Below are 19327 nucleotides of genomic sequence, written 5' to 3'. Positions count from 1 at the left end.
GTTTCAGGCCAATTTCACTGAAATTCAGGCACGCTGGGCCAGCGCCCAGGCCACATGTTCGGCCACCACAGGATCGGAATCTGCGGCCCGGCTCTGCAGCGCGGCACGGAGTGCAGGGTTGCCGGTTTCGCGCCAGGCATTGCCCAGAGCAACGGCCACATTGCGCAGCCAGCGCGCATGTCCAATGCGGCGAATCGGGCTGCCCTCGGTCACCCGCAAAAACGTGGCTTCATCCCAGGCAAAGAAATGCACCAGCTGCGTGCCCGCCAGTCCGGCGCGGGCATCAAAGTCGGGCAAGACGCTGGGATGGGCAAACTTGTTCCAGGGGCATGCCAGCTGACAGTCATCGCAGCCATAGATGCGGTTGGCCATCAAGGGACGCAGCTCCTCGGGAATGCTGCCCGCATGCTCGATGGTCAGATAGGAGATGCAGCGCCGCGCATCGACCTTGTGCGGCGCGATGATAGCGCCCGTGGGGCAGGCATCCATGCATGAGGAGCAACTGCCGCAGTGCGCCGTGACCGGGGCCGTGGGTTCAAGCGCAAAGTCCACATAGATTTCGCCCAGAAAGAACATCGATCCGGCTTCGCGGCTCAGCACCAGCGTGTGCTTGCCGCGCCAGCCCTGCCCGCTGCGGCTGGCCAGTTCGGCCTCAAGCACTGGCGCGGAGTCGGTAAAGGCGCGGTGGCCGAACGGACCCATTTCCTGCGCGATGCGCTCGGCCAGTTTCTGTAGGCGATTGCGCAGCACCTTGTGATAGTCGCGGCCCCTGGCGTAGAGGGAGACAATGCCTTCCTCGGGACGTTGGAGTCTGTCCCATTCCACGGTCTGCCAGCCGTCCCCGGTCTCGCGCGGCAGATAATCCATGCGCGCGGTGATCACGCTCACCGTGCCGGGAACTAATTCCGCAGGCCGGGCTCGTTTCAAACCATGGGCCTGCATGTAATGCATCTCGCCATGGAAGCCCTGCGCCAACCATTGCAGCAAACCGGGCTCTGCCGAGGACAAATCCACGCCAGCCACGCCGATTTGGGAGAATCCCAGCTCGCGAGCCCAGGCTTGCATCAAAGGAACCAATTGACTGCTGCTCAACATACACCCCGAATTGTAGGAAGCGAGCCCACACCGGCGCTGGCGCAGCGCCAGATACTCTGGCAGAGCGAACAGGATACCGAGCGCTTCGCCCAGCAACTGGCCGCCCTGCCCGAGCTGCGCAACGCCTATGTGACCCTGCATGGCGACCTGGGTGCGGGCAAGACCACGCTGGTGCGCCACTGGTTGCGCGCCCTGGGCGTGCAGGGCCGCATCAAGAGCCCTACCTATGCGGTGGTGGAGCCGCACGAGGCCGGCGACCTCTCGATCTGGCACTTCGACTTCTACCGCTTCGACGATCCGCGTGAATGGGAAGATGCAGGTTTTCGTGACATTTTTGCCAGTGCCGGGCTCAAGCTGGCAGAATGGCCCGAAAAGGCTGCAGCGGTTACACCTGTTGCGGATATAGCTATCCATATCGAAGCAATTGACGATGTGCAACGGCAGGTGACGCTCAAGGCTGGCACCCCCGCAGGCTGCACCGTGCTTGAAGCATTGACGGCATGAGCAAAACAACTTCCTCCACGGATTTTCCGGACCTGTTCCGTTCGGGTCTTTCCCGCCGCAATCTGCTGCAGGCAGGCGGCGTGGTTCTGCTGCTGGGCCGCCAGCATATTGCGCAGGGCGCGAGCATCGTGGCCGTGCGCGTCTGGCCCGCACCCGACTACTCGCGCGTCACGCTGGAATCCGATATTCCGTTGACGGCCAAGCCGGTCTTCGTGCCCAGCCCGCCACGGCTGGCCGTCGATATCGAGGGCCTGGATCTGAACCCGGCACTCAAGGAGCTCGTGGCCAAGGTCCGCTCCGACGATCCCAATATCGCCAGCATCCGTGTCGGGCAGTTTGCACCCGGCGTGGTGCGCCTGGTGATCGACCTCAAGCAGGAAGCCAGGCCCCAGGTCTTCACGCTGGCCCCGATTGCGCCCTACAAGCACCGGCTGGTTCTGGATCTCTATCCCGCCAAGGCCGTGGATCCGCTGGAAGCCCTGATCAGCGAGCGCCTGCGTGACGCCGGCAGCTCGGCCGCCGCGCCAGCCGCGAACAATCCCGCCATCACGACACCACCCCCGGTGGCGATTGCAACAGCCCCCCAGGCCGACCCTCTCGGTGACCTGATTGCCCAGCGCAACCAGCGCCCCAGCGCTCCTGCACCGGCTCCTGCGGTGATTGCACAGGCACCAGCGCCAGTTCCGCCGCCACCGGCTCCCGCGCCACGCCCGGCACCGGCGCCAAGGCCTGCCCCCAATATCGCCACCTCGCAAAGCACGGACCGCATCATCATCGTGGCGCTGGACCCCGGCCATGGCGGCGAAGACCCTGGTGCCACCGGGCCCAGCGGTCTGCGCGAGAAGGATGTGGTGCTCAAGGTCGCCCATCTGCTGCGCGAGCGCATCAACAACTCACGCATCGGCGGCAGCCCCATGCGGGCCTTCATGACGCGCGATGCAGACTTCTTCGTGCCCCTGGCCACACGTGTGGAAAAAGCCCGTCGCGTCCAGGCCGATCTGTTCATCAGCATCCATGCCGATGCCTTCACCACCCCTGCTGCGCGCGGTGCCAGCGTGTTTGCGCTCAGCGAACGCGGCGCCTCGAGCACGGCCGCACGCTGGCTGGCCAACAAGGAAAATCAGGCCGACCTGGTGGGCGGCCTGAACGTGGGCGGACTGCAGGATCAGCATGTGCAGCGCATGCTGCTGGACATGAGCACCACCGCCCAGATCAAGGACAGCCTCAAGCTGGGCACTTCGCTGCTGGGCGAAATCGGCAGCATGGCCAAGCTGCACAAGGCCCGTGTGGAGCAAGCCGGCTTTGCCGTGCTGAAGGCGCCCGATATTCCCAGCGTGCTGGTGGAAACCGCTTTCATCAGCAACCCCGAAGAGGAAGCCAAGCTGGCCTCTGCCGCCTACCGCGAGCAACTGGCCGATGCGCTGATGACGGGCATCCGCAAGTACTTCGCCCACAACCCGCCCCTGGCGCGCAGCCGATCGGTTTAAGTACGCACTTACACAAAACCGCCGCGCCGGCTGTCAGCCGGCAAGCCGGCTTGATGACAGTCGCCAAGCCTGAATGACACGGGCTTGGCCCTCTCTCCTACCTGAAAGCCGGGGCAAAAGGTTCAAGATCAAGGCGTGTTCTTATGAAAGCTGGCCTGTTTGGCAGCTGTACAGGAGAGACCTCATGAAACTGCGAACTCTTGCCATCACCGTATCTGCAGCCTTCACACTTGCCATGGCTGGCTGCTCCACCTCGCCCACCAATGCCCAGATCGGCACCGGTGTCGGCGCCGTTGCCGGCGGCGTGGTCGGTGATGCACTGTTTGGTTCCACTTTGGGCACCGTAGGCGGCGCTGCAGCAGGCGCGCTGATCGGTAACGAGGTAGGTAAGCGCAAATAAGCGCCTCGATCCGATCTGAGTGTCCAACGAAAAAGCCCCGGCATGCCGGGGCTTTTTCATGGGCAGCGCTTTGGCGATCGATGCCAGATGCCGTCAAGCGCACAAATCAGGCTGCATCAGGCAGCCCTGGCCTTTTCGGCCTTGCCGGCGCGCCAGGCGCCGAAGATGGCGATCAGGCCCGGCACCAGGATCAGGCCCCAGATGATTTTTTCAAGATTGTTCTTCACCCACTCCATATTGCCGAAGAAGTAGCCTGCGGCGCTGATGCCTACCACCCACAGCACGGCACCCACGACATTGAACAGGCTGAACTTGGCACGGCTCATATGGGCGACTCCGGCCACAAAGGGTGCAAAGGTGCGGATAAAGGGCATGAAGCGCGCCAGAATGATGGTCACGCCGCCATAGCGCTCATAGAAGTTGTGGGCCTGGTCGAAGGCCTTGCGGTTGAACCAGCGCGAATCCTCCCACTGGAACACCTTGGGTCCCAGGTAGCGGCCTATCGTGTAATTGCTCTGGTCGCCCAGGATCGCTGCTGCCAGCAACACCACCACCGCCAGCGGATAGCTCATATAGCCGGCACCGCACAGCGCGCCGACGATGAACATCAGCGAGTCGCCGGGCAGGAAAGGCATGACCACCACACCGGTTTCGACAAACACGATGATGAACAGCAGGGCATACACCCAGGGCCCATAGGCCACGACAAAGGCTTCCAGATGCTTGTCGATATGCAGTATGAAGTCGATCAGAAACTGAATGATTTCCAAAACACGGTCCTCGAAAATGGATTGGCATACCGGCGTATGCCGGCCAGTAATGTACTGCGCCGCCAAAGCCCGCAGACGCTCCCTCCCTTGCTGGAGTGCCATGTTTTTGAGAGCAAACTCACAGCTGCTTGCAGACTGCAACAAGAGCAGCCGGTTCAAGGTGGTTTGTTACAAGTTTTGATAAAACTAAACGTCAACAATACGTCAGCTTGCCAATTCTGCTGGCACAGTAGAGCTGTGTCGCCGCAAGCCGTGCATTGCAAATCACGACATCGGCCCCCTGGCCAACAAAGTCCGCCGTCTCCAGCCTCCCTCGGCGCAGAGACCAGACCGCTTTCCATAACTAGCACGACGAGAGGAATACGAACATGAAGACATTCACCATGCGCTATGGCAAGGCCCTGACTCTGGCTGCCGCACTGACCGGCGCCCTGGCTCTGGGCGGCTGCGCTCACGGCCCCAGCCGTCAGCAAGTCGGTATCGGTGCTGGCGCCGTGGCCGGCGGTGCAGTGGGCAATGTGCTGTTTGGCGGCCCTATCGGCACCATCGGCGGTGCAGCCGCCGGTGCTCTGATCGGTAACGAACTGACCAAGGGCGGCTACCGCCGCCGCTAAGCCCGGCGCCCGCCGCGGGCTGAACGAGGAGCGGCCTGAGCGATGCCGGCAGCTCTTTGTGTTTTCAGCGTTCAAAAAACTCACTTCCTGGCCGGTTTGTGCACCGCCCTAGAATGGTCGTCGTGAACGCATCCAGCCCCGAACTCTCCCCCTCCCCTACCGAAACCACCGACCAGGCTGCTCCCGTGCGCCGGCCCATTCGCGATCTGCCCGACGAGCTGATCAGCCAGATCGCTGCCGGCGAAGTGGTCGAGCGCCCCGCCTCCGTGGTGCGCGAACTGGTGGACAACGCTCTGGACTCGGGCGCCGGCCAGATCACCGTGCGCCTGCTCGCCGGCGGCGTGCGCCTGATCGCGGTGGAAGACGACGGCTGCGGCATCCCGCGCGACGAGCTTCCCGTGGCCCTGCGCCGCCATGCCACCAGCAAGATCAGCGATCTGCACGATCTGGAAACCGTGGCCACCATGGGCTTTCGCGGCGAGGCACTGGCCGCCATTGCCTCGGTATCGGAAACCTCCATCTTCTCGCGTCCCGCAGGTCAGGACTCAGCCTATCTGCTGGACGCACGCAGCGGCGAGCTGCGCCCCGCCGCACGCAACCAGGGCACGACCGTGGAAGTCAAGGAGCTGTTCTTCTCCACGCCTGCGCGCCGCAAATTCCTCAAGACCGATGCCACCGAACTCGCGCATTGCATAGAGTCCGTGCGCCGCCATGCACTGGCACGCCCCGATGTGGGCTTTGCCATCTGGCATGAAGGCAAGCTGGTCGAGCAATGGCGCGCCGCCGGCAGCACGCCCGACGAAGCCTTGTCGCGCCGCCTGGCCGATGTGCTGAACGACAAGTTTGTCGACAACTCGGTGGCCGTCGATCACTGGGCCGGCCCCGTCCACGTCACGGGCCGCGCCGGCATTCCCGACGCAGCGCGCTCACGCCCCGACCAGCAGTTCTGCTATGTCAATGGCCGCTTTGTACGCGACAAGGTATTGACGCATGCGGCCCGCTCTGCTTACGAGGACGTGCTGCACGGCAACAAGCAGCCGGTCTACGCGCTCTATATCGAGATCGACCCCGCGCGTGTGGACGTGAACGTGCACCCCACCAAGATCGAAGTGCGCTTTCGCGACAGCCGCGAGGTTCACCAGGCGGTGCGCCACGCGATCGAAAACGCGCTGGCCACGCCGCGCGCCGCAGCCGTGGTCGAGGCGGCGGCTCAGGAAGCCGCACGCCAGCCCGGCCTGATCGACGAGAGCACTGCCACGCCTGTCCCGGCTAAGGCCGCAACCAAGCCCACCGCAGCCCCGGCCTGGCCGCAAACCCGCATGAGCTTTGGCGAACCCGCCATCGGCAATCCCGTGCGCGATCTGGCCAAGCTCTGGGAACCCATGCGCGAGGCCACTGCGGAAACCTCACCCGCGCCTGCACCCCAGATGGCGACTGCGGCCCCGGCCCCCGCGGGTGCCACAGCTGAGGAGCCCGAATCGGCCACCGGCGCGACCACGATCACCAACACCACGGCCATGCCAAGCCCCGTGCCTCAACCCGAGGACGAAGGCATCAGACTGCGCCCTTCGGGCCAGTCCAGCTACTTTCAGCGCAAAGCGCCTGCCCCCCAGATGCAGGAAGCGCAAGCCGCCACAGTGATCGTTGCCGCTGCGCAACCATCAGCGACAGCCAGGCCGACGGCAGAAGCCGCCATGCCCGCCGCTGTTGCAACACAGCAGCCCGCAACCGCAGCGGCTGACTCGACCCCGGTCTGGCCGCTGGGCCGTGCCGTGGCCCAGCTGCACGGCGTCTATATCCTGGCCGAAAACAGCCAGGGCATGGTCATCGTGGACATGCATGCCGCCCATGAGCGCATCGTCTACGAGCAGCTCAAGAATGCCGTGAATACGGAAAATGGCGACGAACAGATTCCGAGCCAGCCGCTGCTGATTCCCGCCACCTTTGCCGCCACGCCCGAGGAAGTCGCCACGGCCGAGGCCCATGCCGAGACCTTGCTGACGCTGGGCATGGAGGTCTCGCCCTTCTCGCCCAAGACCCTGGCCGTGCGCGCCGTGCCGGCCACGCTGGCCCAGGGCGATGCCGTGGAGCTGGCGCGCAGCGTGCTGGCCGAACTGGCCCAGCATGACGCCAGCACCGTGGTGCAGCGCGCGCGCAACGAGATTCTGGCCACCATGGCCTGCCATGGCGCAGTGCGCGCCAACCGCAAGCTCACGCTGGACGAGATGAATGCGCTGCTGCGCCAAATGGAGGTGACCGAGCGCTCCGACCAGTGCAATCACGGCCGCCCCACCTGGCGCCAGCTCAGCATGAAGGAGCTGGATGCGCTGTTTCTGCGCGGGCGCTGACGGCAGCTCGGCAATGGCCGCCAAATAGCCGCTACATTGCCGATATCGACAAAAAACGGCGGGCCGGCAGATCAGCGGGCCCGCCTGCCATCCGCCGTCATGAACCCCAGCTCCTCCACCCCGGACCATTCCTTCATCGCCCGCGTGCGTGCGGCCCTGCCGCAGCTGCCGCCCTCGGAGCGACGGCTGGCGGAATTCCTGCTGGACTTCCCCGGCAATCTGTCGAGCTACGCGGCCGCCGAGATGGCCAAGCTCACGGGAGTATCGAATGCCACGGTCACGCGCTTCATACAGCGGCTGGGCTACGAAGGCTATGAGGATGCGCGCCGCCATGCCCGCGCTCAGGGCGACAACGGCTCGCCGCTGTTTCTGGCCGCCGCATCGGCCCAGGGCAAGCCCACGGCGGATGTGATTGCCACGCATCTGCGCCAGGCCTCGGAGAATCTGGCCGTCACCATCGGACAGATCTCGGCACAGCAGCTGGAGGACATCGCCACAGCCCTGATCGGCGCCCGACAGCTGTTCTTCGTGGGCTATCGCCAGAACCGCAACTTTGCGGCCTATCTGCGCTGGCAGCTGCTGCAGGCACTCGAGATGCCCAGCCAGGTCATTCCCGGCGCCGGCGAGACCCTGGGCGAATATGCGGCCCAGATCGGCGCCCAGGATGTGGTGGTGATCTTTGCCCTGCGCCGCAGCGTGCGGGTGGTCAGCGAGTTCGCGCGCCAGGCCAGGCTGCTGGGCGCACGCCTGATCTGCATCACCGACCATGCCAGCCCGGCCCCCGAGGCGGACTGGCTGCTGCGCGTGCAGACCTCGGCGCCGGGACCGCTGGACAATCACACGGCACTTTTCATGCTCTGCCACCTGATTGCCACGGCCACCTTGCAGCAAAGCGGGCAACCGGGGCGCAGACATATGGCGGCCATCGAGACCAGCCACGATGCGCTGGACGAGATGCTATGAAATCAAAAGCTTGTTGCGCTTGTTATTCATAGATTTCAGATACTTTTCAATCTGAAATCAATGATTGAATTGCGGTAGAAGCTCTTTAATCAATAGCACCCAACCGCATCCAACAGCATTCAGTGGGTGACGGCGAGCGCCAGGCCCGCCAGCGCCGCCTGCACTGCGGCCACCACCGGCGACAGCACCGGCACCTGAAAGCGCGGTGCCAGCCACAGCGCGGCTTCGGACAGCGGGCCGCCGCCGATCACCACGGCCTGCGCGCCATCGCTTTGCACGCATTGGGCCACGGCATCGCCCAGGCGCTCGCACTGCAGGGCCGGGTCTGCGGCCAGCGCCAGCGGCTCGCCCAACGCAATGCGCGTGCCGCAGAACCAGGGCGTCAGGCCCAGCGCCGCGACCGAGGCGGCAATCGAAGCCTCCAGCCCCGGCGTGGTCGTCGCAATGCCAAAGTGACGCGGGCGGCCCTGCTCATCCCGTGCGGCCTGCAGCATGGCGGCTTCGCCGATGCCAAAGGCGGCAACCCGCTGCGGCAGGGCCGCACGCAGCAACTCCAACCCGGGATTGCCGAAGGCGGCCACGATGATGGCCCGGCCGACCTGGCTGTCATCGCCCTCAGCAAAGGCCAGGCCCAGACGCAGCACCTCCTGCTCGGCGATCTTCAGCCCCGCCTCGTCGGTAATCATGGCCGCCCCCCTCTCGGCCGTCGCGCCGTGCAGCAGCACGCCGGGCGGCAGACAAGCCCGCGCCTGCCTGAGCATCAGCGCCGTGGTCTGCTGCGAGGTATTGGGGTTGATCAGCAGAATGTTCATGCCAGCCTTCATGCCGTGCGCTCCTGGCCAGCAGCGACCACGCCTGCAGCAGCGGCAGACTCCTGCTCGGCATGGGATTCACCGCCCGCACCTTCCTCGATGGAACGGCCAAAGGTCTCGGGGGCAAACTGCACGGCAATCGCAAAGATGAAATACATGGCGGCGATCATGCCGAACATTCCGGAGACGCCGTGCAGATCGAACATCTTGCCCGCCAGCACCTGGGACATGGCTCCGCCAATCGTGCCCAGCGCCAGCAGGAAGGAGGTGCCCAGCGCACGAATGCGCGTCGGGTAGAGCTCAGGCGCAAAGATCCAGATGGAGGTGTTGAGCGTCAGCACGCAGAACTGGAACAGCGCACCGCAGACCAGGATCATGGCCACGCTATCGGTTAAGTTGCCGAACGCCAGGCCCGCCAGACAGGCAGCAATCGCCCCTACCGTCAGCACCCGTTTGCGCGGGAAGTAATAGCCCATGGTCGATGCCGCGATCGCGCCGGCCAGGCTGCCCATCTGCATGACGATGGTGAAGCTGAAGCTCTTGGTGATGGAGTAGCCCTGGGCGACCAGAATCGTCGGCATCAGCGTGAGCACCGAGAGCTGCGCACCAAACGTCATCCACGAAGCCACGCCCACGGCAATCGTGCGCCGCGCATAGCCGCCCCTGAAGATGTCGGTGAAGGAACTGCGCTGCACGGTCTGAGCGGCAGCCGTCTGCGCCTGCGCACTGCCTGGGCTGATGAACTCGCGCAGCTCGTACTGCGCATTGGCCAGCTTGCCGGCCGCCAGCATGCTCAGCACCTGATTGGCTTCCTCGACCCGTCCCTTGGAGAGCAGAAAGCGCGGCGTCTCCGGCACGAAGCGGCGGTAGAACACGATGAAGATGGCCGGCATGACCAGACAGCCGAACAGCCAGCGCCAGGAATCATCGCCCGGAAACAGCGTGAACACGCCCAAGGCAAATGCCGGCGCCAGCATATTGCCCAGACCGCCGCCACCGACGTTGATGAGACCGACTGCCGTGCCGCGAAAGCGCGCCGAGCAGAACTCGGCCAGCATGGTCACGGCAGTGGTGATTTCACCGCCCAGACCAAAGCCCACGATGGCACGCGCCACGGCAAGGAAAGCGTAATCAGGTGCCAGTGCGCAGCCGACGGCACCCAGCGTGAACAGCGCCAGGTTCACATTGAGCATGAAGCGCCGTCCCATGCGGTCGGCCAGGTAGCCCGAAAGCAGGCGCCCCATGGCGGCGGCAAAGAAAGTGATGGTGTTGAGAAAGGCAATGTCCGTCGCGTCTAGCCCCCATTGCTGCCGCAGCAGCGGGCCGACCAGGCCGACCGCGTTCTGCTCGAACACATCGAAGAGCACGCCGCAGACCACCAGAAAGATGATGCTTTTGTGCGAGCGTGTCACGCCGATCTGGTTGAGCGCGTTTTCGAGCTGCTGCATCTGCGCCGCACTGGCCTTGCCTGACGCCGAGGGCGTCACGGGAATCTCAGCTGCCATATCCACCTCCTCATGGTTGAGGGCTGGCCTGGCGCTGGGCCGGCAAGCCGATTGAAATTAAGTTTTCTTATTAAATAATATGAAATTTAAATTTCAAATCCAGATTTACCCAGGCCCTGACGCCGACTCGCAGTCCACCTGCTAAGTCGTGCGCCCGGGCTCATGAAAATCAGTTTTCACGATTGCAGATTTCGTGCCTGAAATCACACGCACCACGATGGTGCTAGCACAGATAAGACATTGCGGGCGGATGAAGCGGACGTCACGGAAGAAAAACACTTGTGTGACAAGCCGCAAAAATGTTTTTACGACACCAGAATGAAAAATCCTTTACTTCAAATGCACCATCCAAGTGCCTGAAAACTAAGAACAAATACAGAAGAAGCGCTCCAAATTCGGGCATGTACGCACCACAATTGCGCTCTCATGCACCGAATCCATGCATGACGGCATAACTTTTTGGCATAATTTTGGTTTCGCGAGTTTCAGCGCATTCCCCTGTCCCTGTCAGAAAGTTCTCTATGAAGTACGAGTCCGTAGGCCAATTCCTGGAAGAAGTGGCACAACGCAACCCCGGTCAGCCCGAATTCCTGCAAGCCGTCACCGAAGTGATGGAAAGCCTGTGGCCCTTCATCGAGAAGAATCCCAAGTACGCCGAGCACGCCCTGCTGGAGCGCCTGGTCGAGCCCGAGCGCATCATCCAGTTCCGCGTGAGCTGGACTGACGACAAGGGCCAGGTGCAAGTGAACCGCGGCTTCCGCATCCAGCACAGCATGGCCATCGGCCCCTTCAAGGGCGGTCTGCGCTTCCACCCATCGGTCAACCAGTCCGTGCTGAAGTTCCTGGCTTTCGAGCAGACCTTCAAGAACGCGCTGACCACTCTGCCCATGGGCGGCGGCAAGGGCGGCTCGGACTTCGACCCCAAGGGCAAGAGCCCTGCCGAAGTCATGCGCTTCTGCCAGGCTTTCGTGTCCGAGCTGTTCCGCCACGTGGGTCCCGACACCGATGTGCCCGCAGGCGATATCGGCGTGGGCGGCCGTGAAGTGGGCTATATGGCCGGCATGTACAAGAAGCTGTCGAACACTGCGGCTTCCGTGTTCACGGGCAAGGGTCTGTCTTTCGGCGGCTCGCTGATTCGCCCCGAAGCCACTGGCTACGGCACTGTGTATTTCGCCCGTGAAATGCTGGCCACTCGCGGCCAGTCCTTTGAAGGCAAGACCGTGTCCGTGTCCGGTTCGGGCAATGTGGCTCAGTACGCCGTGGAAAAGGCCATGGAGCTGGGCGCCAAGGTCGTGACCGTGTCCGACTCCTCGGGCACCGTGTATGACGCCGCCGGTTTCACCACCGAAAAGCTGGCCATCCTGATGGATGTGAAGAACCACAAGTACGGCCGCGTCAGCGACTACGCCAAGCTGGTTTCCGGCGTGGAATTCCTGGCCGGCAAGAGCCCCTGGTCCATCAAGGTGGACGTGGCCCTGCCTTGCGCCACTCAGAACGAGCTGGACGAAGCCGATGCCAAGACCCTGATCGCCAACGGCGTGCTGTGCGTGGCTGAAGGCGCGAACATGCCCTCCACCAACGAAGCCGCCCGCGCCTTCGAAGCTGCCGGCGTGCTGTACGCACCCGGCAAGGCATCCAACGCCGGTGGCGTGGCCACTTCGGGTCTGGAAATGTCGCAAAACTCGGCCCGCCTGTCCTGGCCTGCCGAAGAAGTGGACGCCCGTCTGCTGCAAATCATGCAAAGCATCCACGCGGCTTGCGTGAAGCACGGCAAGCGCGAAGACGGCACCATCAGCTACATCGACGGCGCCAACATCGCCGGCTTTGTGAAGGTGGCCGACGCCATGCTGGCACAAGGCGTGATCTAAGCGCCAAGCGCTCAGCACTCACCAAAAAGGCCCTTCGGGGCCTTTTTTCATGCCCTCGGCCAGGCCGTGAAGCGACCGCTTGAATGCCTTGCGTGCACAGCGCTCTAGGCCCTCACGCCCAGTCTCATCCAGCGTACCAGGAGCTTCTCGACCTCCAGCAACAGCAGCAGGGCAACACCCAGCCCTATCGCCAGCAGTCCGGCCGCCAGGTCCACAGGACGGCTGTCGAACAGCGCCTGCATGGGCGCGGTATAGGTGAACAGCAGTTGCACCAGGGTGACGCCGGCCACACCCAGCAGCACCGCCGGGGTTCCCAGAACGCCGCGCAGGCTGAGCGAGGTTCCCTGCGTGTAGCGCACGCTGAACAGATAGAAGATCTCCATGATCACCAGCGCATTGACCACAATGGTGCGAGCCAGCTCGACCGAGTCGCCACGGCGCAGCGACCACTCGAACATGCCGAAGCAGCCCAGGGCAAACAGCACCGAGACCAGGGCGACGCGCCACAGCAGATAGGGCTGCAGCAGTTGCTCGTCCGGCGAACGCGGCTTGCGCTGCATCAGCGTGGCCTCGGGTGGTTCGAAGGCCAGCGTCAGTCCCAGAGCCACGGCAGTGACCAGATTGACCCAGAGAATCTGCACCGGAGTGACGGGCAGGGACAGGCCCAGCAGAATCGCCACGACGATGACGATCGCCTGGCCGCCGTTGGTCGGCAAGGTCCAGGCAATGACCTTGCGCAGGTTTTCGTAGACGGTGCGCCCTTCCTTGACGGCGGCGACGATGGTGGCGAAGTTGTCGTCGGCCAGCACCATGCCTGCGGCCTCCTTGGCCGCGGCCGTGCCGGTAATGCCCATGGCCACGCCGATATCGGCCCGCTTGAGCGCCGGTGCGTCGTTGACGCCGTCACCGGTCATGGCGATGACACTGCGATCGGCCTGCAGGGCCTGCACCAGGCGCAGTTTGTGCTCGGGACTGGTGCGCGCGAATACCGTGGAGGCACGGGCCACATCGATCAGCTGGGCATCGTTGAGCCCGTCCAGCTCATGGCCCGAGGTGACGCGGATGGTGTCTGCCAGCGCGAGTTCCCGGGCAATGGCGGCGGCAGTGGCGGCGTGGTCGCCGGTAATCATCTTCACGGCAATGCCGGCGCTACGGCATTCGCGAACGGCCGTCTTCGCCGAGTCGCGCGGCGGATCTATCATGCCCAGCACGCCAAGAAGGCTGAGGTCCTTGATGTCGGCCATGTCCACGCTGTCCTTGCCGTCTGCCGGGACACGACTGGCCAGTCCCAGCACGCGATAGCCTTTGGCAGCCAGGGCATCGATCTGCTCCAGCCAGTAGGCAGTATCCAGCGCCTGCACACCCTCGGCGCCCTGCTGGTCTCGGCACATGGCCAGCACCTGCTCTGGAGCCCCTTTGACAAACACCACGGGAGCAGCAGCCAGTGGCCGGTGCAGCGTGGCCATATAGCGGTGGAGGGCATCAAACGGCACCTCGTCGAGCCGATGCCAGTCCTGGCGCAGTTGATCGACATCCAGGCCGGCCCGTGCTGCCAGCGTCACCAGAGCCCCCTCCATGGGGTCGCCCTCGACCGCCCAGACCTTGCCTTCGGCATGTCTGACATGGGCGTCGTTGCAAAGCGCCGCGCCTGTGGCGAAGTGCAGCAGCTGCGGATGCCGTGCAGGCTCGGTCTCCTCGCCCTTCAGGCTGAAACGCCCCTGGGGTGCATAGCCCTCGCCATCTATGTCGAAGCTGGCCCCGGGCAGCACCACGGCACGTACGCTCATTTCATTGCGCGTCAGAGTGCCGGTCTTGTCGGAGCAGATGACGGAGACGGCCCCCAGTGTCTCCACCGCCGGCAGATTGCGCACGATGGCATAGCGTGCGGCCATGCGCTGCACGCCAATGGCCAGCGCAATCGTCATGACCACGGGCAGGCCTTCAGGGATGGCAGATACGGCAATACCCACCACGGCGATGAAGGCGTCGGCTGTGTCGTAGCCGCGCACCCATAGTGCGAAGCAGAACATCAGCGCGGACAGGCTCAGTATGGTGATGGTGAGCTGGCGCGCGAAGCGGTCCATGAGCCGCGTCAGCGGGGTGGCCAGTGTCTGCACCGAGCCCAGCATGGTGCTGATCAGGCCCAGCTCGGTGCGCGGGCCGGTGGCAACCACCACACCCAGGCCCTGTCCGGCAGCCACCAGGGTGCCGGAATAGGCCATGGAGAAGCGGTCACCGAGAGCGGCATCGGCTGCCACCGGATCGACCGACTTGTCGACGGCAACCGATTCACCGGTCAGCATGGCTTCGTCCAACTTCAGGCTGCTGGCGCGCAGCAGCCGCACATCGGCCGGGACGCGGTCGCCGGCTTCGAGCAGCACGCAGTCGCCGGCGACCAGCTCCTGTGCAGGCACCGCCATGCGCAAACCGTCGCGCAGCACATTGGCGCGGCTGGAAACCATGGCCTTCACGGCGTCCAGCGCCTTTTCGGCGCGGCCTTCCTGCACGAATCCGAAGACCGCATTGATCAGCACCACTGCGAGGATCACCCCCGTATCGACCCAATGCTGCAGCAGTGCGGTAACGACGGCCGAGCCCAGCAGGACATAGATCAGCAGATTGTTGAATTGCGACAGAAAGCGGGCCAGCATGCCGCGTGAAGCGGCGGCGGGCAAGGCATTGGGGCCCTGCTGCTGCAAGCGCTCGCGGGCCTGGTCGGAGCTCAGTCCGGCGGCAGTCGATTGCAATTGAGTGAGTACGGCATCGGTCGGCAACGCGTGCCAGGCGGCAACGCGGGTCTGTTCCTGCATCTGAGACTCCCTGACGATTCAACTGAAACGCTTGTGAGCCGGATCTGCGCCCGGTTGGCTTGACGCTTGCATGGTATGCGCTTGAAACGCTTTGCAACCGACTATATGCAGGATTTTCGATAGCTCGATGGCTGCCTGGGACTGTCTCGTGCCGCCTGCCAGCACGGTTGCAAGGGCTGGTTTTCTGGCGGTTCTGAAGGGCGGCTCGACTGCTGACCAGAGCTTCACCGCCCAGGGCAGCGGCCGCGAATTCTGCATTTGCAAGCCTCCCGGATCAGGCTTTGCGGCACCGGGCACGAGCTGGAAATCATGCGAACTGCTGGTTTTCATGGATTCTTTCTTGGCATCGATTTCATGACAATTCATTTAATTTTGTTGAGCAATTCAACATCAATCACCGAATCAACCTCAGCCACACTTCTGTGGAACCCCATGAATCCAGATCGCGCCTTTCTTTCCCGCCGTCTTTGCATCGCCTGTGCCATGACCAGCCTGTTCACCGTCGCGGCGCAGGCACAGGATGCCTATCCCAGCAAACCCATCCGCATCGTGATTGGCTATGCTCCGGGCGGCTCGGTCGACATGGTCGGCCGCGTGGTCGGGGACATACTGGCCAGGCAGTTGAACGCCACCGTCGTGGTGGAGAACGTGCCGGGTGCCGCGGGCGTGGTGGGAGCGCAGCGCGTGGTCTCGGCCAAGCCCGATGGCTACACCTTGCTGGCCGGCTCCAGCAACGAAATGGCGGGCACCAAATTTGTGAATGCGGCGCAAAAGTACGATCCGGCAACGGACCTGACTCCGGTGAGCCTGACCGCCATGGCCCCCAATCTGTGGGTGGCCGGAGCGCATGTCCCCGTCAAGACCGTGGATGACTTCGTCAAGCTGGCCAAGGCCCATCCCGGCAAATACAGCTACGGCAGCCCCGGCATTGGCTCGACACCGCATTTCTCGGGCGAACTGATCAAGAAGACTGCGGGCGTTTACCTGGTTCACATCCCCTACAAGGGCTCTCCTGCCATGACCAGCGATCTGGGCGGCGGGAATCTGGACTTCGCCATCCTCTCGCCCACCGCTGCCGCCCCGCTGGCGCAGTCCGGAAAGATCAGGATTCTGGGCGCCACCACGGCCACCCGCATCGCCACGCTCAAGGAGATTCCGGCGCTGGCAGAACATCCCGCGCTCAAGGGCTATGCCCTGAGCGGCTGGTTCGCCCTGGCCGCCCCCAAGGGTCTGCCTCCGGAAGTTCTGACCAAGCTGCAAAAAGCGATACAGACAGGTCTTGCGGACCCGGCCATCCGCCAGAAGCTGGAAGCTGCGGGAACCCCGCCTGCCAAGGGCAGCGAGAGCCTTGCCCAAGTGATGCGCACAGACATGGACAAATACGCCGAGTTGGTGAAGTTCGCCAAGATCACGGCCGACAACTAAGGCAGCGGCCTGCGACGCCAAGCGCCTTCCCGCCCGGATGCTTTTGTGTAATGGCACCCGGGCTGGTTTTCGGCGGCCCTTCGACTAGGGCTGCCCCCATGGCATGGCTGCACGCCTTCCCGGTACAAGTGACAGGTTTCACCACCTGTCTCCGTCAAAAACCTTGGAGGGTAATTTCATGTCCTTGATTCGCCGCGCCAGCTTTTCCAGCCTGCTTTGCAGCAGCGCCTTCATGCTGTTCAGCCAGAGCGCCCTGGCCCAGGCGGGTATGCCCCAGCCGAATGCGGCCCAGCCAGGTGCGGCCCAAACCGGAGGCCTGTCCCGGACCATGGTCGGCAAGGCCGATGTGTCGGTACCGGGCCGCGAAGCCGTTGTGGCCAAGGTGGAGGTAGCCCCCGGCTCGCGCGCGGGCCGCCATACCCACCCCGGCGACGAGATCAGCTATATCAGCGAGGGCGAGGTCGATCTGCTGATCGACGGCCAGCCGCCGCGCACGCTCAAGGCCGGCGAGAGCTTTGTCGTGCCGGCTGGCGTGATTCATGACGCACACAATGCCAGCAATGGCACGGTCAAGCTGATTGGCGTGTATGTGGTGGAGAAGGGCAAGCCGCTGGCCACGCCGGCCCCCTGAGCGCCGAACGACGGTGCCCGGCGGCGGAACGGCGCAGCACTTCCGGCCTCCCGCATGGCCAAGGCTTTGGCTGCATGAGCGGGGTCAGACCTGCATGATTGGACTGCCTCCGCCGAATCGGTCGCAGGCGCGGTGAATATGCTGCCGCCATGGCGAGCTCAGGCGGCAGAGCCTGATGCGGCTGCTCGGCGAGAAAGGCCTGCCGATAGCCGCAGCTGCGCGTCAGACAGCCTGCCTCGATCCGATATACCCTGCCGGCCCGGCCCACAGGGGATGCCAGAAAATCCGCATCCTGCGACAATTCGCCGCGCATGCGGCGCCGCTCTATTGCAGTGCCACGGCCCCGACCATCGTCGAGCAGCGGATCCGCTGCCGTGCATTGCTCCTGGCCAGTCGGCTCTCACACGGAGCCGCCTGCGTCGATACATTCATCGTCCATGGCTCTCGACCCCTTCACCCTGCTCGTCCTCACCTCGGCCATGGCTGCCGCCTCGGCGTTGTACCTGGCCGCCGAATGGAGCAGCGTTCGCGAACGTTCGCTGCTGCTCTGGGGCGCAGGGTTTGCCATCATCGCCGTGGGCTGTGTGCTGGCACTGCTGCGCTCCCGCGGCTATGTGCTGTTCGGCATCTGGTTTCCCAACGGCATGCTGATCGCCGCCCACTGGCTGTTCCTGGCAGGCGTCGCCCGATTCACACGCGTCCGGCTGCCGCGCGCCTGGTGGCTGCTGGCCGTCGTCTGGCTGGCGATGCTGTTTCTGCCCGAGGGGCCCTGGTGGTCCAGGGCGATGCTGGGCATCCAGTCGCTGCTCATTGCCATCATCACCTTGCGCGCCGGCCTGCTGCTGCGCCCGCAGGGCGGAGCCCTGAGCGTGGGGGCGGCGCAGCTGCGCTTCGTGCTGCTGGCACACGGACTGTTCTATCTCGCCAAGGCCGCCTCGCCCGTGGTGCTGGACACTTTTGTCAACCTGGCCGGTTTCCGCGGCACGGTCATTCTGGTGTCACTGGTGGAAGGCGCGATGGCGATCATGCTGCTCGCAATGTCCATGATCGGCACCGAGCGCCATCGCCGCGAGGAACGCATTGCCCAGATCGCCGCCCGCGACCCACTGACCGCGCTGGACAACCGTCGCGCGCTCTATCTGGGCGCACCGCAGCTGCTGAAGCAGGCCTCACCGGCCAGTCCTGGCGCCCTCCTGCTGATAGACATAGACCACTTCAAGCAGGTCAACGACCTGCACGGGCACGACGCCGGCGACCGGCTGCTGGTGACCCTCGCCGACCTCATTCGCGGCGCGCTGCCCCACGGCTCGCTAGCCGCCAGGCTGGGCGGGGACGAGTTCGTGATTCTGCTGCGCGGCATCTCGGGAGCCGCCGCGCAGGCACTGGGCCAGGACTTGCGCGAGGCGTTCGCGCAGCAGGCGCGCACGATGTTCGCGACACCGGAGCCGGTATCCCTGAGCATAGGCGCGTCCTTGTTCGATCAGCCCGACATGGAGTTGTCGCACTGGCTCAAGCGGGCCGATGACGCGCTCTACGCATCGAAACGAAAGGGACGGGACCGGATGGAGCTCACCCCTTTCCCAGCCGGACTAAGGCACTGATGCCTCCTGAGCCCTGCCAGAAAAACGAAAGTCCGGCGATGCACCAACGAAAGTGAAGTGACGCCAAAAGCTGCCGCCCGCTATTGCAAGCCTGGTGCCTTCCGGACTTTTGTACGATCTGCTCCATGAAGCACACCATTACCGCCTTGCTGCTGTCTGCAGCCAGCGCTTTGAGCCTTGCCGCATCGCCCGCACCTGGGGCAAATCAGGAGATCGAGCACCTGATCGGCCATCTCAAAAACTCGGGCTGCGAGTTCCAGCGCAACGGCAGCTGGCATGACAGCAACAAGGCCGCCGAGCATCTGCGCAGCAAATACGACTATCTGCTCAAAAAGGGCTGGGTGGAGACGGCCGAGGACTTCATTGCCCGCGCAGGCACGCAAAGCAGCATCAGCCAAAAGCCCTATCTGGTGCGCTGCAGCGGCAAGGAAGCTGAATCCAGCGCCAGCTGGCTGCAGGCCGAACTCAAGCGCTACCGCAGCCGCCAGTAGCGC

Annotated in this window: 17 protein-coding genes; 11 read left to right on the top strand and 6 right to left on the bottom strand. The window is 64.0% G+C overall.

All coding sequences use genetic code 11. From position 1 onward, the window contains the following. Nucleotides 1-24 precede the first annotated feature (24 nt). Nucleotides 25-1065, bottom strand: a complete 1041-nt coding sequence (gene queG / locus ACLBXN_RS03345; protein ID WP_407715327.1) for a tRNA epoxyqueuosine(34) reductase QueG — start codon at nucleotides 1063-1065, stop codon at nucleotides 25-27. A gap of 12 nt (nucleotides 1066-1077) precedes the next feature. Between queG and tsaE the strand changes: the two genes are divergently transcribed. From tsaE to ACLBXN_RS03330, 3 genes are all read left to right on the top strand, one after another. Continuing rightward, nucleotides 1078-1599 (top strand): tRNA (adenosine(37)-N6)-threonylcarbamoyltransferase complex ATPase subunit type 1 TsaE, encoded by a 522-nt coding sequence (gene tsaE / locus ACLBXN_RS03340; RefSeq protein ID WP_043006321.1) that lies wholly within the window; start codon nucleotides 1078-1080, stop codon nucleotides 1597-1599. Next, nucleotides 1596-3086 (top strand): N-acetylmuramoyl-L-alanine amidase, encoded by a 1491-nt coding sequence (locus ACLBXN_RS03335; protein ID WP_447611128.1) that lies wholly within the window; start codon nucleotides 1596-1598, stop codon nucleotides 3084-3086. The genes tsaE and ACLBXN_RS03335 overlap by 4 nt, the downstream gene beginning before the upstream one ends. Nucleotides 3087-3270: 184 nt before the next feature. Further along, nucleotides 3271-3486, top strand: a complete 216-nt coding sequence (locus ACLBXN_RS03330) for a glycine zipper 2TM domain-containing protein (RefSeq protein WP_003064466.1) — start codon at nucleotides 3271-3273, stop codon at nucleotides 3484-3486. Nucleotides 3487-3602: 116 nt separating this feature from the next. Here the strand turns inward: ACLBXN_RS03330 and ACLBXN_RS03325 are convergent, their stop codons facing one another. Beyond that, nucleotides 3603-4256: a DedA family protein gene (locus ACLBXN_RS03325; RefSeq protein ID WP_019043757.1), complete on the bottom strand. Its 654-nt coding sequence runs from the start codon at nucleotides 4254-4256 to the stop codon at nucleotides 3603-3605. Nucleotides 4257-4624: 368 nt separating this feature from the next. Between ACLBXN_RS03325 and ACLBXN_RS03320 the strand changes: the two genes are divergently transcribed. The 3 genes from ACLBXN_RS03320 to ACLBXN_RS03310 all read left to right on the top strand — a co-directional run bounded on the left by ACLBXN_RS03320 (nucleotide 4625) and on the right by ACLBXN_RS03310 (nucleotide 8181). Beyond that, the gene (locus ACLBXN_RS03320) at nucleotides 4625-4870 is read left to right on the top strand and encodes a hypothetical protein (RefSeq protein WP_447611127.1); all 246 of its coding nucleotides are present in this window, start codon (nucleotides 4625-4627) and stop codon (nucleotides 4868-4870) included. Between the two features lie 113 nt (nucleotides 4871-4983). Then, a complete protein-coding gene (gene mutL / locus ACLBXN_RS03315) occupies nucleotides 4984-7218 on the top strand; it encodes a DNA mismatch repair endonuclease MutL (RefSeq protein WP_447611126.1) in 2235 nt (744 codons plus the stop codon). Nucleotides 7219-7317: 99 nt separating this feature from the next. Further along, on the top strand, nucleotides 7318-8181 hold the full coding sequence (locus tag ACLBXN_RS03310; protein WP_003057758.1) for a MurR/RpiR family transcriptional regulator: 864 nt from the start codon (nucleotides 7318-7320) through the stop codon (nucleotides 8179-8181). Between the two features lie 119 nt (nucleotides 8182-8300). Here the strand turns inward: ACLBXN_RS03310 and ACLBXN_RS03305 are convergent, their stop codons facing one another. Next, entirely contained in the window at nucleotides 8301-9005 is a 705-nt protein-coding gene (locus ACLBXN_RS03305) for an aspartate/glutamate racemase family protein (protein WP_447611125.1), read from the bottom strand. Then, on the bottom strand, nucleotides 9002-10498 hold the full coding sequence (locus tag ACLBXN_RS03300; protein ID WP_447611124.1) for an MFS transporter: 1497 nt from the start codon (nucleotides 10496-10498) through the stop codon (nucleotides 9002-9004). Before ACLBXN_RS03300 ends, ACLBXN_RS03305 begins: the two co-directional genes overlap by 4 nt. 521 nt (nucleotides 10499-11019) lie before the next feature. Between ACLBXN_RS03300 and gdhA the strand changes: the two genes are divergently transcribed. Further along, nucleotides 11020-12366 (top strand): NADP-specific glutamate dehydrogenase, encoded by a 1347-nt coding sequence (gene gdhA / locus ACLBXN_RS03295; protein WP_003076433.1) that lies wholly within the window; start codon nucleotides 11020-11022, stop codon nucleotides 12364-12366. Between the two features lie 104 nt (nucleotides 12367-12470). On the opposite strand, the gene ACLBXN_RS03290 is transcribed toward gdhA, so the two are convergent. Then, the gene (locus ACLBXN_RS03290; protein WP_447611123.1) at nucleotides 12471-15176 is read right to left on the bottom strand and encodes an HAD-IC family P-type ATPase; all 2706 of its coding nucleotides are present in this window, start codon (nucleotides 15174-15176) and stop codon (nucleotides 12471-12473) included. Nucleotides 15177-15194: 18 nt separating this feature from the next. After that, the gene (locus ACLBXN_RS03285; protein WP_447611122.1) at nucleotides 15195-15542 is read right to left on the bottom strand and encodes a hypothetical protein; all 348 of its coding nucleotides are present in this window, start codon (nucleotides 15540-15542) and stop codon (nucleotides 15195-15197) included. 66 nt (nucleotides 15543-15608) lie between these two features. Here ACLBXN_RS03285 and ACLBXN_RS03280 point away from each other — a divergent pair, with 66 nt between their 5' ends. The 4 genes from ACLBXN_RS03280 (at nucleotide 15609) to ACLBXN_RS03265 (ending at nucleotide 19324) form a co-directional block, all read left to right on the top strand. Then, nucleotides 15609-16601, top strand: coding sequence for a Bug family tripartite tricarboxylate transporter substrate binding protein (locus tag ACLBXN_RS03280; RefSeq protein WP_447611120.1), 993 nt, complete (start codon nucleotides 15609-15611; stop codon nucleotides 16599-16601). Nucleotides 16602-16779: 178 nt separating this feature from the next. Next, nucleotides 16780-17232, top strand: a complete 453-nt coding sequence (locus ACLBXN_RS03275; RefSeq protein WP_447611119.1) for a cupin domain-containing protein — start codon at nucleotides 16780-16782, stop codon at nucleotides 17230-17232. 437 nt (nucleotides 17233-17669) lie between these two features. Beyond that, complete coding sequence (locus ACLBXN_RS03270) at nucleotides 17670-18833, top strand: GGDEF domain-containing protein (protein WP_447611118.1); 1164 nt, start codon at nucleotides 17670-17672, stop codon at nucleotides 18831-18833. A gap of 125 nt (nucleotides 18834-18958) precedes the next feature. Next, nucleotides 18959-19324 carry a DUF5329 domain-containing protein gene (locus ACLBXN_RS03265; RefSeq protein WP_447611117.1) on the top strand — a complete coding sequence of 122 codons (366 nt, stop codon included), beginning with the start codon at nucleotides 18959-18961 and terminating at the stop codon, nucleotides 19322-19324. The last annotated feature ends 3 nt before the right edge of the window (nucleotides 19325-19327 follow it).

The sequence above is a fragment of the Comamonas sp. C24C genome (genome assembly GCF_053345995.1).
The sequence above is the reverse complement of the archived record's forward strand: the minus strand, read 5'-3'. Positions and strand labels throughout refer to the sequence as shown.

Bases quoted from the DNA above. Each gene is read 5' to 3' on its own strand.
- mutL (WP_447611126.1), top strand. From the start codon at position 4,984: ATGGTCGTCGTGAACGCATCCAGCCCCGAACTCTCCCCCTCCCCTACC.
- ACLBXN_RS03290 (WP_447611123.1), bottom strand. From the start codon at position 15,176: ATGCAGGAACAGACCCGCGTTGCCGCCTGGCACGCGTTGCCGACCGAT.
- ACLBXN_RS03265 (WP_447611117.1), top strand. From the start codon at position 18,959: ATGAAGCACACCATTACCGCCTTGCTGCTGTCTGCAGCCAGCGCTTTG.
- ACLBXN_RS03330 (WP_003064466.1), top strand. From the start codon at position 3,271: ATGAAACTGCGAACTCTTGCCATCACCGTATCTGCAGCCTTCACACTT.
- ACLBXN_RS03310 (WP_003057758.1), top strand. From the start codon at position 7,318: ATGAACCCCAGCTCCTCCACCCCGGACCATTCCTTCATCGCCCGCGTG.
- ACLBXN_RS03305 (WP_447611125.1), bottom strand. From the start codon at position 9,005: ATGAAGGCTGGCATGAACATTCTGCTGATCAACCCCAATACCTCGCAG.
- ACLBXN_RS03300 (WP_447611124.1), bottom strand. From the start codon at position 10,498: ATGGCAGCTGAGATTCCCGTGACGCCCTCGGCGTCAGGCAAGGCCAGT.
- ACLBXN_RS03280 (WP_447611120.1), top strand. From the start codon at position 15,609: ATGAATCCAGATCGCGCCTTTCTTTCCCGCCGTCTTTGCATCGCCTGT.
- ACLBXN_RS03320 (WP_447611127.1), top strand. From the start codon at position 4,625: ATGAAGACATTCACCATGCGCTATGGCAAGGCCCTGACTCTGGCTGCC.
- ACLBXN_RS03285 (WP_447611122.1), bottom strand. From the start codon at position 15,542: ATGAATTGTCATGAAATCGATGCCAAGAAAGAATCCATGAAAACCAGC.
- ACLBXN_RS03335 (WP_447611128.1), top strand. From the start codon at position 1,596: ATGAGCAAAACAACTTCCTCCACGGATTTTCCGGACCTGTTCCGTTCG.
- queG (WP_407715327.1), bottom strand. From the start codon at position 1,065: ATGCAAGCCTGGGCTCGCGAGCTGGGATTCTCCCAAATCGGCGTGGCT.
- ACLBXN_RS03275 (WP_447611119.1), top strand. From the start codon at position 16,780: ATGTCCTTGATTCGCCGCGCCAGCTTTTCCAGCCTGCTTTGCAGCAGC.
- ACLBXN_RS03270 (WP_447611118.1), top strand. From the start codon at position 17,670: ATGGCTCTCGACCCCTTCACCCTGCTCGTCCTCACCTCGGCCATGGCT.
- gdhA (WP_003076433.1), top strand. From the start codon at position 11,020: ATGAAGTACGAGTCCGTAGGCCAATTCCTGGAAGAAGTGGCACAACGC.